14 protein-coding genes and 1 riboswitch are annotated in these 13,398 nt (G+C 47.6%); of the genes, 11 read left to right on the top strand and 3 right to left on the bottom strand.

Annotated elements, in window-relative coordinates:
• Positions 1-24: 24 nt before the first annotated feature.
• The gene (trxA, locus tag AM1_RS11560; protein ID WP_010479009.1) at positions 25-342 is read left to right on the top strand and encodes a thioredoxin; all 318 of its coding nucleotides are present in this window, start codon (positions 25-27) and stop codon (positions 340-342) included.
• 13 nt (positions 343-355) lie between these two features.
• On the opposite strand, the gene AM1_RS11555 is transcribed toward trxA, so the two are convergent.
• Positions 356-1,252, bottom strand: coding sequence for an FHA domain-containing protein (locus tag AM1_RS11555; RefSeq protein ID WP_010479008.1), 897 nt, complete (start codon positions 1,250-1,252; stop codon positions 356-358).
• Between the two features lie 241 nt (positions 1,253-1,493).
• Positions 1,494-1,943, bottom strand: coding sequence for a DUF4278 domain-containing protein (locus AM1_RS11550; protein ID WP_012163026.1), 450 nt, complete (start codon positions 1,941-1,943; stop codon positions 1,494-1,496).
• 37 nt (positions 1,944-1,980) lie between these two features.
• A riboswitch (Glutamine riboswitch) is annotated at positions 1,981-2,063 on the bottom strand.
• Between the two features lie 161 nt (positions 2,064-2,224).
• On the opposite strand from AM1_RS11550, the gene hisIE reads away from it, so the two are divergent.
• Positions 2,225-2,854, top strand: coding sequence for a bifunctional phosphoribosyl-AMP cyclohydrolase/phosphoribosyl-ATP diphosphatase HisIE (hisIE, locus tag AM1_RS11545; protein ID WP_012163025.1), 630 nt, complete (start codon positions 2,225-2,227; stop codon positions 2,852-2,854).
• A gap of 2 nt (positions 2,855-2,856) precedes the next feature.
• Entirely contained in the window at positions 2,857-4,026 is a 1,170-nt protein-coding gene (locus AM1_RS11540) for an MFS transporter (RefSeq protein ID WP_012163024.1), read from the top strand.
• 39 nt (positions 4,027-4,065) lie between these two features.
• Here the strand turns inward: AM1_RS11540 and AM1_RS11535 are convergent, their stop codons facing one another.
• The gene (locus AM1_RS11535) at positions 4,066-5,133 is read right to left on the bottom strand and encodes an FHA domain-containing protein (RefSeq protein WP_012163023.1); all 1,068 of its coding nucleotides are present in this window, start codon (positions 5,131-5,133) and stop codon (positions 4,066-4,068) included.
• 247 nt (positions 5,134-5,380) lie between these two features.
• Between AM1_RS11535 and AM1_RS11530 the strand changes: the two genes are divergently transcribed.
• The 8 genes from AM1_RS11530 to AM1_RS11490 all read left to right on the top strand — a co-directional run bounded on the left by AM1_RS11530 (position 5,381) and on the right by AM1_RS11490 (position 13,225).
• Positions 5,381-6,595 carry a cation:proton antiporter gene (locus AM1_RS11530; RefSeq protein WP_238549231.1) on the top strand — a complete coding sequence of 405 codons (1,215 nt, stop codon included), beginning with the start codon at positions 5,381-5,383 and terminating at the stop codon, positions 6,593-6,595.
• Positions 6,596-6,650: 55 nt separating this feature from the next.
• Positions 6,651-7,319, top strand: coding sequence for a CIA30 family protein (locus AM1_RS11525; RefSeq protein ID WP_012163021.1), 669 nt, complete (start codon positions 6,651-6,653; stop codon positions 7,317-7,319).
• Between the two features lie 33 nt (positions 7,320-7,352).
• The gene (locus tag AM1_RS11520) at positions 7,353-7,877 is read left to right on the top strand and encodes an NADPH-dependent FMN reductase (RefSeq protein ID WP_041659707.1); all 525 of its coding nucleotides are present in this window, start codon (positions 7,353-7,355) and stop codon (positions 7,875-7,877) included.
• 97 nt (positions 7,878-7,974) lie between these two features.
• On the top strand, positions 7,975-9,006 hold the full coding sequence (locus AM1_RS11515) for an ankyrin repeat domain-containing protein (RefSeq protein WP_012163019.1): 1,032 nt from the start codon (positions 7,975-7,977) through the stop codon (positions 9,004-9,006).
• A gap of 212 nt (positions 9,007-9,218) precedes the next feature.
• Positions 9,219-10,004 (top strand): hypothetical protein, encoded by a 786-nt coding sequence (locus AM1_RS11510; RefSeq protein WP_148215726.1) that lies wholly within the window; start codon positions 9,219-9,221, stop codon positions 10,002-10,004.
• 26 nt (positions 10,005-10,030) lie between these two features.
• Positions 10,031-11,129, top strand: a protein-coding gene (locus AM1_RS39800; RefSeq protein WP_076611697.1) for an IS630-like element ISAcma32 family transposase whose coding sequence is annotated in 2 segments (ribosomal slippage) — positions 10,031-10,534 and positions 10,536-11,129 — 1,098 coding nt in all. Because the reading frame shifts where the segments join, the coding sequence is not laid out codon by codon here.
• Between the two features lie 383 nt (positions 11,130-11,512).
• Positions 11,513-12,250 carry a hypothetical protein gene (locus AM1_RS11495; protein ID WP_012163014.1) on the top strand — a complete coding sequence of 246 codons (738 nt, stop codon included), beginning with the start codon at positions 11,513-11,515 and terminating at the stop codon, positions 12,248-12,250.
• 189 nt (positions 12,251-12,439) lie between these two features.
• Positions 12,440-13,225 (top strand): hypothetical protein, encoded by a 786-nt coding sequence (locus tag AM1_RS11490; RefSeq protein WP_041659706.1) that lies wholly within the window; start codon positions 12,440-12,442, stop codon positions 13,223-13,225.
• Positions 13,226-13,398: the final 173 nt, after the last annotated feature.

Here is a 13,398-nt window from a genome sequence, read left to right as displayed (position 1 = left end):
AAGATTCCTACCTAGACTCTCCCTATGGCCACAAAAAAGCAATACAAAAATTTTGCCGAACTTTTAGCTGGATCTGATAAACCTGTCCTAGTCGATTTCTATGCAATTTGGTGTGGGCCTTGTCGGATGTTGGTCCCCATCCTGGAGCAGGTCAGCACCTTGTTGAAAGATAAGGTCCAAGTGGTCAAAATTGATACCGAGCGTTACCCAGAGCTGGCAACGGAATACCATATCCATGCCTTGCCGACCCTCGTGTTATTTAAGGATGGTCAACCCGTGGAACGGATTGAAGGGGTCTTACCGCCGGAAGATATTGTCAGTCGCGTACAGCCTTTACTCTAGTCATTTGCGGCGTTTAGAGATCCTTGAGGAGCGAGAAAAAGTCGGTCGCTACAGTCTGTTGTTCAAGTTCTTGGCTACCGAGAAGCTTGAGGACAATGTTGACTTGGGCCACCATATCCACCACCCGAGTCAGCATATTGTCTTCTCGGAAAGCTGGGAGTAAATCCGTGGCCCCTTGTTCTTTTGCCCATCGCAATTCAGAGGGCAGAACCTCAGTGCGTCCTCGACAGGTGAGGACTACTTTCACCGATGGATAGGCTTCATGGCTCCAGCGACAGAACTCATAGGGATTGGGGTCTAAGGTCTCAGCTTCAATCAGCAAGAGATCCGGTAATCGACTTTCATTTAGAGCATAGTTATCTAAACAGGTTTTTAGCTCCTCGCTGGTGGATAGCTTTTCCCAGATGACGGTTACGCCCTGATAGATCAGCAGCTCTTGCCAGAGTTTGCCTTGGGTGGCAGACGGCTGGATCATGAGGACGAGCTTTTGGTTGCGATGCGGTTGGAATGGTTCCAATCCTGAGGCCAGCTGAAACTCCATGCTCAACCGCCCTAATTTCACCTGATCGCCATGCTGTAGGCAGGTGGGGTGGAGCACCCGTTGTTCATTGATAAAAGAACCGTTCAAGCTGCCCAGGTCTGACAAGTAATACTCTTGTAGGGGGGTCGTGAAAATTAAAGCATGTTGTCGCGATAGGGTGACATCGTCAAAGGCGATAGAACAGGCCTTTTCTCGTCCTAGGGTCCATAATGCTTGCCCCACCAAGGTTCGATAATATCCTTGGGGGGGATAAGGAGAAAACCGTGCCATCGAGACGGATGGAGTCCAAAAGCCGCCCTCGGTTAGGGCTTGATGAGACAGGCAGGAAGTTGCAGGGATAAACAGTTGGGGCTTAGGGGCTGAAGACACAATGGTAAAGCACTTATTTCAATAGAAGATTACATTTTTGGAACACAGTAATACGAAGAATTTTTAACTGCTTTGAGGAGGAAAGCGGTTATTTTTTTATGGGTGAGAATTAATTATGCCATGCTCCATTTTGATCGGGTAGTGCAGCACAGAATGGTCAAAAAAAATCACCTCCCTAAAGGAGGTGAAGAGATAAGTGATTGTTGTAAAAATGGATCCCTAACGGAACAAGTTGTAGAGATTAGCTCAAGGCCGCATGGGAGCGATCATAGCTACCACGGAAGCTGGGATGGACCTTGCCTTGAATATGATTCCAGTAATGGGCCGCATCCGCACTTAAGCCAACTTCAGCGGCAGAGCGGCTGAGCAGGGCTTGCTGACGGTTTTTGATCCAGCGGTGGTGGGATGTCATTAATGACCGAGCCATATTTTGAACGGTCAAAATAGCAGGAGCAGCCACAGGTGTGGTAGGTGCTGGGGTATAGGTGGGTGCAACTTCTGGCTCTGGGGTGCCTGTTTCATAGGCAACGCCTCGGTAAACCAAGTTAAGACTGGGTTGCATCACCGGGGGTTTTTGAGCGTTTCTAAATCTCCACTCCAATCCACGATATTGACCGACTTCTTCACTAGAAGTCATGTCTACTGCAGGGGGATTGTAGTCGTAATTAACACCGCGATAAGTAAGTTTCATGATTCGCCTCCGATCATAATGATGGGTATAGATTTGAGGCGCGTTCCTTCGAGCGAAGGCTCTACTTCCGTCCCTTGACTACTAAGAATAGAGTTAAAGACGAGTTAAGGGATGAACGATTTAATTTCTGTATCAAATATAACATTTTTAAATTGAATATGAGGTGTTTTGCAAAAATAAATATTAGTATTTCTTATTAAAAAAGCCAATCTCAATTAATATATCCGTATTGTTCGGTCCCAGGTGATAATCTAAAGAGTTGTTTTCTGCTGCTCACATTGATGTCTTCTTCTGCAATTCCAGTAGACAAAATTCGGTATGACGTTCAAGGGCTCGTACCAGCCATTGTTCAAGACTATTTAGATGGCACGGTGTTGATGATGGCCTGGATGAATCGTGAATCTTTGCAGAAGACCATGGATACGGGCCGGACTTGGTTTTGGAGCCGATCGCGTCAGGAGCTGTGGCCAAAAGGTGAAACCTCGGGTCATGTGCAAGAGGTGAAGTCCCTGCGGTACGACTGTGACAGTGATGCCTTACTGGTTGGGGTGGAGCAAATTGGTGATATTGCCTGCCATACGGGAGAACGTAGCTGTTTCCATCAGATTGAAGGGCAGATTGCGGCTCCCCCTGCTGATACTTTGTCTCAGGTGTTTGATGTGATTTGCGATCGCAAACAGAATCCCTCCCCGGACTCCTATACCTGCAAGCTATTTGCTGCGGGTGATAACAAAATTCTCAAAAAGATTGGTGAAGAATCTGCAGAAGTGGTGATGGCCTGTAAGGACGACAATGCGGATGAAATTGCGGGAGAAGTGGCCGATCTGATTTACCACAGTCTCGTGGCCCTGGCCCACCATGATGTAGATATCAAGGACGTCTACCGCAAACTGCAAGAGCGGCGACGCTAGGCATGAAGCGCGAAGTTTGGATCGTCTCTGCCATTGCCTTAGTCAACTCCCTTAGTTTTACGGTTTTGCTGCCGACCCTGTATCCCTACGGTCGGCAGTTTGGGCTCAATGATTTTGAGACCAGCTTCCTCTTTTCGATATTTTCGATTGCTCAATTTATCGCCACCCCTGTGATTGGACAGCTCTCGGATCGTTGGGGGCGACGACCTTTATTACTGGTGAGTTTGGCGGGGACAATGTTGGCCAACCTGATGGCAGGTCTGGCGACGGCGGCATGGGTGTTATTTTTGGCCCGGTTTTTAGACGGGATTACTGGAGGCAACAATTCCGTGATTCAGGCCGTGATTGCGGATGTCACGGATGCCGAGAATCGGGCGCGGGGCTTTAGTCTGTTTGGAGCTGCCTTTGGCGTCGGCTTTGTCCTCGGCCCCCTTATTAGCTTGGGCGCCCAAGCGATTTCCCTGGGGGCTAGTTTTTTAGTATCTGCCTGGATCGCTGGGATAGCCTTAGGGGTGACCTACTTCTTCTTACCAGAAACCTTAGAAGAGCGATCGCAACCGCGTCGGTTTGAGTTGGGATTGGCCAAATTAGTCACAGGATTGACGATTCCCAAAGTGGGCATTCTCTTGTTGATCAATTTTTTGATTGGCACGACCTTTACGATTTTCACCTACGCATTTCAGCCGTACTTCCTCAACGTCCTTAACCAAACTCCCCAGTCTTTGGCCCTGATATTTATCGTTTACGGAGTACTCGGGGTGCTAATGCAGACCTTCGGGGTGCCTAACCTGACTAAAAGATTTAATTTGCTGTTGATCTTATTTGTGGCCTTACTGATTCGGAGTGTGGCTTTCTTGGCGATGCCCATCTGGCCCAATGTGACCTATTTTGTCTCGATTACCATTTTCTTTTCCATCTTTAACTCCCTGGTCCAACCCATTATCAATACCCTGATTTCCCTGAATGTGGATGCTCAGCAGCAGGGGATGGCGATGGGCTTAAATTCCTCGTATCTCAGTATTTCTAATGGTATTGGCCCCGTCATTGCTGGTGTGCTGATTCATCAGTCCAACCTGGCCAGCTATGGCTATCCCCTCTATTTAGCGGGTGCCTGTACTTTTGGGGTGCTCCTGTTGGCGATTCAGACCCGCACAAAATATGCCCCCAGTTGAGTTGGGGGCATCAGGCGTCTTGATATGATGCGTTGGAATTTAGCCGGGGTGGAAGATAAAGCTGACCTTATCTTCTTTGCCCAGGGAAATGCGATCGCCCGCCCGTAACCGATAGCGATCGCCAGGGCGTAACGGCTGATTATTGACGTAGGTACCGTTGGCGCTGCCCGTGTCTTCGATGTAATAGCCGTCCGGTTCAACCCGGATATCGGCATGGACTCTGGACACCACATCACTATCGGGAAAGCCCGATACATCAATATCGGGAGGAATCCGATCATTGGGCTTGCCAATATGGACCAAGTTGAGATTTGTAGGTAAATCTAGATTCGAGTTAGACCGTTCATGTAGCAGTCGTGCGACGGGTAATTGCAGTTGCGTGGCACCGACAGGCATGGGCTTAGGCTGTTCAGGAATCGGAGTGGTGGTGGGCTGTGGTGCGGCAGAAACAACTGGTTCTGGAGGAGTCGGAGGGGCCTCTGGTGCAGGAGAAGGAGGAGTAAACTCCATGGGCGGCATCGGTGGTTGGGATGCAGCAGGCGGCATGGGGGGGTGAGAGGCCGCGGGCGGTATGGGAGGCTCCGATACTGGCGGCATCGGTGGAGTCGGCTCTTCAAAATCGAGTTCTGGTGGAGTGGGCAGAGAGGACGGTGGTATCACATTCTCCGTAGGTTGCTCACTCATTTCGACGGCCAAAGGAGGGGGAAGGCTGCCCGGAGGGGTCACTTCTGTGGGGGCATATCCCAATTCCATATCTGGAAATTCTGTCATTTCGACTGGGTCAGGAGGTGCCATGGCGGGAGGATCGGGCAAGGGCACCACGACATCAGTGGCGGGGATTCCGGATGGGGTCTCAAAGTTGACCACATCGGTGGCGGGAATACCTTTACCTGCATTGACTTGAGTGGGGGCAGTCGCCATATCTAGACCGGGGGCTTCAACTCCTGGTTGTAATGAGGCGCCACATTGGGAGCAAAAAACGGCGTCTTCGGGTACCTGAGCATGGCAACTGGGGCAAGACGTCATTTTGGGTAGCTCTACATAGCAAGCTTCACAAGTAATGGCCCCTTCTGGGTTAGCGTGGCCGCAGTTGGTGCAGGTAATCATAGATCTCCAAACCTTGTCATCACTTCATCCAAGATACACTGCACAAACCAGCCTTAGCATGTCATTGATCACAGTTCGACAGATTGGTATAAATTCTGGGATTTAAGCCCAAACTCCCTGCCTACCAAAACTCGGTAAAATTGGCGACAACGTAGAACGAACGGGCTGATTTAACCCAAAAGAATTCGGGTAGGTTAAGAAGTTCAGAATAATTTAAACCCTGCTCAGGAAGATTGCTTGCATGTCCATGGCGACGTTGATTCTACCTTTACAAGATCCGGTCTATGCCTTTAGTGTGCTGCTGGTCATTTTGCTGCTGGCACCGCTGATTGCCAAGCCTTTAAAGCTGCCTGCTTTGGTGGTGCTCATCCTTTTAGGCTGTTTGTTAGGTAGTAATGGCTTAGGCATTATTGCCCGAGATACCCAGCTGATTTTTTTAGAAAAAGTGGGTCTGCTCTACATTATGTTGCTAGCAGGTCTGCAAATGGATCTGAGCGACTTACAGCGATTGGGTGTACGAGCGCTTATGTTTGGGTTGCTCACCTTTGGCCTGCCTTTCGCAGTGGGCGTCGTGTCCGGTCAGGTGATGATCAGCATGGGTATCATCGCAGTGGCTGGTTCGAGTGGGTTGGCTTCTGCATTACTGGGAATTTTGTATTCACCTCATACTCTGTTGGCCTATCCGAGTATGACCCGGCTAGGGTTGGCCCAGCGAGAATCTATTGGGGTTGCGGTGGGAGGAACGGTACTGACGGCAATACTCACGTTAGTCGGCTTTGCCTTGATTCAGGCGATGGCCGAGGGGCAAATCGGGTTAGTCCTATGGCTAAAATTACTGGTGGGTTTACCGCTGTTAACGACCCTCTGTTTTTGGGGTGTTCCGCAACTGGGGCACTGTTTTTTTAATCCCAAAGCAGAGGTCTCCCTGGGGCTACAGTTTATTTTTGTAGTGGCCACATTATTTGTGATTGCCTCTGCCACTCAGGGATTAGGGGTAGATTCGATTGTGGGGGCTTTTATTGCCGGTTTGGCCTTGAATCGTTCGATTCCCATGGAGAGCGATTTGATGAACCGGATTGATTTTGTCGGTAATAGTCTCTTTATTCCGGCGTTTATGGTGTCGGTGGGCGTGTTGGCTAATCCGACCGTGTTTGTATCGGCACCCGGTAGTTTAGGCATTGCTGGGGTTATTGTGGGGGGTGCTGTCGCCTCTAAATGGCTGTCGGCCTGGATAGTCGGTCGCTGGTTTAACTATGAACCGATGGAAGTGTTGACTCTGTTCAGCTTGACGATTCCCCGCGCGGCATTAGTGTTGGTGATTACGTTATTTGGCAAAGAAGCCAGCTTAGTGGATGACAATATCTTTAATGCGGTGATTGCCTATATTGTCGTCACTTGCCTATTAGGCCCCATTTTGTCGGAATGGGCGGGGAAAAAATTAGCGACTCAAATAGAAGGCTAATGGGAGTTCATGCTTACAATTAAGGCGGACCTCTCTTTGGCTGAGTAGCAATTCTATGGCTGAACCGACCCGCCAATCCTGGGATGCAGGCCGTTTTCTGCAAACCCTGTCCTACTTTGAAGAAATTCCTGTTCTCAACTGGTTTCAAAAAATGATGCCTGGATTTACGCCCCCTGCCCCACCCCCTGTGCAAGCCAATCTCATCTTTGACTTTAGCCAGGTCAATGATATTAGCCAGCTCTGGGGAGCGGTCGATGATGTGGTGATGGGGGGGGTAAGCAATAGTGGCTTGCGTCAAGAGTCAGGCGTTGCTCTATTTACGGGCAAGGTCTCGACGGCGAATTCGGGTGGGTTTGCCTCGGTGCGGACGCGCAATTTCGATCCGCCCCTCAATCTATCGGCCCACCAAGGGATTGAATTACAGGTGAAGGGGGACGGCCAACGCTACAAGTTTTTGCTGCGCGATCAAGATCGGTGGGACAGTATTGCCTATGCCTACTCATTTGATACGGTGGCCCAACAATGGATCACGGTTCGGATTCCCTTTAATCAGTTGACGCCTGTATTTCGGGCCAAAACGGTGAATGATGCCCCTTTAATTGGGGCACATCAAATTCGAGCGATGCAGATGATGTTGAGTAAGTTTGAATATGATGGGGCGTTGAATCCTCGGTTTAGTCCGGGGGAGTTTCGCCTGACGATTAAAACGATTGGTGTGTATTAGGTCGGTGCGCCTATTCCCTCAACTGCAATCTTCATGAAAACGATATTGGCAATTTCGGGGAGCTTGCGATTGCAATCCTCAAACACGCGTCTAGTCCATGCCATCGCTGGCTTAGCCCCCCCAGGCATCAAGGTCAAAATCTACAACGGTATTGCTCAACTGCCCCACTTTAATCCTGAGTTAGAAGGCGATTTAGATCTTGTCGCCGTAAAGGAGTGGCGGACTCAATTACAAGCCGCAGATGGCGTCCTGTTTTGTACGCCCGAATATGCCCATGGCGTGCCAGGGACCTTGAAAAATGCTCTGGATTGGATTGTGTCTTCAGGTGAGTTTATGGATAAACCCACGGCTGTAATCAGTGCCTCTCCGTCTCCAGATGGCGGAGATAAAGCCAATGCATCATTGGTGCAAACCTTGCGGGTGATGATGGCAGATATCCCAGAGGAAGCAATTCTCTGCATTCCAGCTATATCTGCAAAGATCAATGCAGAGGGAGATCTGACTGATATCTCTACTGAGAAAGCTTTGCGATCTATTCTTCAGACTTTAGATCTCTGAGGAGAGCTTCCTGGCTTGTTAAGCGACCTCATCATTATTTTTTGTGAGGCTATGGGGTATGCAAACAGTTAGCTGCATAGAAATATAATGATTTGCCATGCCAGAAAGCATCAATTATGAGTGGCTTAACTTAACGGATGCCATTAACAGTAATCATCTAGATCAGTTCAAGATTATATTGGCTGAGAATCAATGGAGCGATCTGGAATTAGCCAGTGCTGCGCAGCATGCCTCTCAGGCTGGAAGTCTAGAAATATTAAAGCGATTGATCAAGTACGGTGCAGATATAAACCTTACGGTAGGGGAAGAAACGGCACTCACTGCTGCAGTATATGCCAATCATTATGAAATTGTTTTTACTCTGCTAAATGCGGGTGCAAATCCTTCGCTGCCAATCCATCGTGAGGTTGATCCTCCATTATTTATTGCGGCTGACAAAGGATATTTAGATCTTGTTCAGCTCTTGGTTAGCGCTGGGGCGAATGCCAATCAAACTGTATTGGGAGAACCGCCCATTATTTATGCTGCCTTGTCGGGGCATCAGGATATTTACGACTTCTTACTTCCCATGACGCAACCAGAATTATTGGGTGATGCAGCGCATTTCTTGCAGAAAGGGATTCGACAGAAGTATAGAGATGAAAATATCAATCCTGTGATGGAAACTGCTTATGATGTGGTGTTTGAGGGGGATGTTGATGGAATCAAAAAACTCTTAATGGCAGATATCCCCCTCAATGATTTTTGTCGGAGCGGATCAACACTATTAAACCTTGCCGTTATTAAGCGATTCGAAGAGTTTCGACTACCAGTGACTCTCGCTTTACTGGAATCTGGAGCTGATCCTAATTTAGCGGATGACTATGACGATATGACCCCCATTATGCGAACGAAGCAGCCCGAAATTGTTGCGATGTTGATCAGTTTTGGTGCGGATGTCAATGCGATGACTCATAACAAGACAACTGCTTTACTGGAAGCTGCTAAATCTGGATCGCTCTCTGTTGTAAAACTTTTGCTGGAATCTGGTGCAGATCCAAAACATGAAGATGCGGAACAGAAGACGGCAATAGATTATGCGTTAGAAAATCAGCATTTAGATGTTGTTCATTTCCTACAACATTTTTGATTGGCAGTCGTCTAGGTGTTCGCTATTCACTTTTCGTACTGTAATCATGAATGTTGAGTGTCCATCCCTGGTAACCATACCCATTCGCTTAAATTGTCACCTAGTGATGGATATCACTGAGAGAATGCTGACCAATCACATTGGCGGTTTATCCGTATCACTGCATGGAATCATTCAATCAATGTATGACTACTGAATAGTCGTTTTCAATCATGGACCTGGCCTCGTTGCTCCGCTCTGCATCAGGCCAGTGTGATGTACAACTCATGACCAATAAGCTATTCAAAGTTGCGGGTAAGAAGAAGATTGTCCTAGCTTACTTCGTAGGGGTGACCATTCTGTCATACCTAGGCTGGGACGCTGTAATTAAGCATCCAGATCTACTCGATGCGGCGAAGACCATTACCAAAGTTGATCGCTTGATTCCAATCACAACCTTAGATTGTGATCAGCAAGAAAGCTGTAAATTTATCGTTGATCCCACTCAGACTATCTCCACTTATTACTATCAACAGAATGGCAAGCTGAAAGAATATCTTCTGCTTCATTTGCACAAGCAAGGCAAGTTACCGTCTGCCTTCGACCGTGATTTGCAAGGGATTGCAGATTTATATACGCCGATGATGCAGTCTTCGATTATCGACTCTCTGGATGAAGGAGCAACAAATCGGTATCTGCGGGGGATTCTCTTGGTCGGTGAAACATCCAGTGGAGAGCAACGAGCCTTTATCAGTGCCTATAGTTACCCCGTTACGGATAGAGGCGTACCTTACTATCAAGCGATTTTCAAGATGGGGGCGAAAGATGAATCCGTTCAATATCTTGAGGGGCATGGGTTTCGCTTTGATGAAGATTTTGACGAAATCGGGATGACGATGTTCTATTTCACTTTTATACTGCTGGTTTTTTGTAGTTTACCTGCCATTATCCCAGCGATTTGTGAGGATATGCAGCGTGGAAGATCGACGTCGTTGCCCTTTACTCCCTTCCCGCTGTAAAATGGGGAAAAGAGCAAATAGTCACATTGAATCGAACACAAGCCTTTCTGGACAAGCCTTTTGATGCGGATGAGTGGCAGAAATTCTACTACCGCAATCAACAACACTACATTCGACAGCGCTTGACCGCGATCAAATTGCTGAATGAAGGACACAGTCGTACCCAAGTGAGCGAACAAGTGGGGTGTAGCTATGATACGTTAACGCGTTGGATGGACAAATATCTCGATGGTGGACTCCAGGGCTTGGTCCAACCCATTCGACATCAAAAACCTAGTCGGTTGAGCCCAGAGGAACAACAACAACTCAAAGAGATGGTTCTGACGCAACGTCCGACAGACTATGGTATTGACCGCAATATGTGGACAGGTGCAATTTTAGCCGTTGTGATTGAGCAGCGTTTCGAGGTGCAGCTGAAAGATTCGCGTATCTACGAATTGCTATCAGAGTTGGGGTTATCTTACCAACGCGCCCATCGTGACTATGCGAATGCTGACCTGAACGCCCAGAAAGAGTGGGTGGCGGCTGTTAAAAAAACTGCAATCACGACAATCGGATGAGCGCATCTTGTTCTTTGACGAATTTGCGGTGTCTGAGCGTCCTAGGTTGTTCTATGGCTGGGCAGAACGCAACACTCGTCCACAGGTCAAGAGTAATGAGCGGGCTCGCAACAAGCTCAATGGGTTACTGTGCGTCGATGCCCACAGTGGCGAAGAGTATTTCGCTCTGAGCCCACAGGCTAAAACAGAAGATATCTCTGAGTACTTTGCAGACCTATGTCTGGATAGCGTTGAGCTGGGCTACACTCAACTGTGCCTTATTCTCGATAACAATCCGACCCATAAGGGCAAGATGCGCTCCCAACTCGCTATCCATCTAGAGCAGATGGGGCTCACCCAATCGATTCAAGTTGAGTTTTTATATTTGCCGTCCTACTCTCCCAAGTTGAACTTGGTTGAATATGTGATTCACTTACTACGCTTACGATGTCTGCACCATCTCCCTCTTGGAACGACCCTGACACAGATCAAACAACAGCTCCATGAGTTCTTTGCTGCTAACCAGTTTCTATCGGCTGAACAAGTTCAAAACAGCCTGAATTTTATATTTTCACTTGTTCCATAATCTTATGGCGGGAAGGGAGTAAATAGTCCTTTGCCGGGTCCCTTGACCACAAGAGTTGGATAAGTCGCCTGATGCATCAACTTGAAATCAGCTTTGAGTTGGGTGATGACTCTGCCCCCAATGAGATATGTGGAAAATTCTGGGTGGGGACTGAGTGATGACAAGTTCACTCTTAATTGCGTTTGCTATTGATGAGCAAAACAGATGAAAGAACTACTATCACCTAAACGTCCGCTCTACATCCATCGTTTGAGCATCACCAGATCACATTTACGTTTTATCCGTGTCACCGCTTAGGCACATGCAAGGGATGTATGACTACTGCATAGCCTTGTTACAGATGGCCTTGGCGCGTTTACTCAGACTAGTGCAGTGTAAAATTCATGACTAAACAGTTCTTCAAACCCAAGAAAAATAGGGTTAAGGTTGCCCCATTTTACTTCCTGGGAACGTTTCTTCTGGCCTGTTTAGGCTCACTGTGGCTGAGCTATGAAACTTTAGGGTATTTGTTTGAGCGTCCTGCTGTACTCGATACAGCCAAGACCATTGTCAAGTTGGATCGATTGATACCAGTTAAGACATCAGATTGCGATAGGCCCGAACAATGTAAGTTTATCGTTGATACATCTCAAACTATCGCGGCTCACTACGATCCACAGCTCCATAGGGAAGAAGAACGTCTTCTACTTTATCTACAAACTATGGGGAAGCTGCCCTCTTCCTTTGACCACAATTTGCAAGGAATTGCAGATTTGCATACGTCTCTAATGCAGTCTCCTATTATTGCCACGCCGTCACCTGGGTTCAGCAACGAGTACTTGTCAGGGGTGATTTTAATGGGTGAAACAGCCTCTGGAGAAAAACGTGCCTTCCTTAGTGTCTCAGGGAGCCAGATTGCTGAAGACTACTATCCCTACTATGAAGCAATGTTCAAGATAGAGCCGAGTAGCCAAACAGTTCAATATTTAGACGGCCAGCGATTTTTCTCTTTGGATTTCGACGAAACTGTGTTGCCTATTGTCTATTTCATTCTGCTGATAGTGGTCTTTGGAATTGTCTCTGTAATAATCTTGGCTATCAGCAAGGGTATTCAGTACTGGCGTCGATCAACGACTTCTTGATCGGCGCTTGAATTAAGATCTGCTGTTGCCTTGATAAAGATGTGGTGTTCGACGCAAGAACCAACTCGAAAACACCCTTGAATTAGGCAATGATGCTTTCCTTCTTCAAAGAGGATTCAGAAGAGATTAAGTCGATGCGAAGGGATGACAGGCTCATTGTTATGCGTGTGCTATTAACGAGAAAGACAGATGAAAGAACCACTATTCAGCTCTATTAGTAAGCCCGTTCGTATTGCGCTGTGCTATTTTTTAGGTGTTTTGCCTGTAAGCTTTGTGGGTTCTCTGTGGATGACCTATGAATATTGGGGCTTTCTGTTGGAGCGTCCAGGTTTACTCGAAGCTGCCAAAACGATTACAAAAGTGGAACACTTGGTCTCAGTCGATACATCCACATGCGATGTGCCTGAAGAGTGCAAGTTTGACTTGGACAACTCTCAGACGATCTCAGAAATCCTCAACAAATCTGAGCAGGACCCTTATTATGATCCGTACTACGATAGCCTTGATGAGCGCCTGCTACGCCATTTACAGACTGCGGGAAAGCTACCTTCATCGTTTGATCAGACGTTGCCAAAAGGGCTGGATTTGTATGGTGCGATGATGCAATCTCCAATTATTGCCCATCCTACTGAGGGTTACACCAATCGATACCTACGGGGAACAATTTTGATTGGTAGAACTGCGTCTGGTCAACAACATGCATTTCTGAGTCTCCGAGGAGGCCAAGTTGAGAATGATCATTACCCCTTTTATGAAGCGATTTTTACCATAGAGCAGAATGGTAGGACTGCTCAATATCTGGAAGGTCAGCGTTTCTTTTATGAGGTCGCAGGTATCGAGGGGGCTGATGGTTTACCGTTTGCCATGTTTCTATTTTTCGCTATGGTGATTATTTTTGGCGGTTTTCCAACAGCGATCGTCATCATTATTGATGCTTTCTGGAACCGTCCTCCATCTCTTACGCCGCTTGAGTAAGCTAGCTGATCTCTGACTAGAGAGGTACAGGCACAATGCCAGATGCCTTTTTATGGAAGAAACATGGGGCTATATCTAGAGAAGATACCCCGTTAAAACTAGGGACCGGAGTGCTCAAAATCACCGCACAAAAAGGTTGAGATTTGCAATATAGAGATCCCAGATCACCGTAA

This window comes from Acaryochloris marina MBIC11017, from assembly GCF_000018105.1.
GTDB classification, from domain to species: Bacteria; Cyanobacteriota; Cyanobacteriia; order Thermosynechococcales; family Thermosynechococcaceae; genus Acaryochloris; species Acaryochloris marina.
Note: the sequence above shows the minus strand (reverse complement) of the source record. Positions and strands in the feature narration are given on the sequence as shown.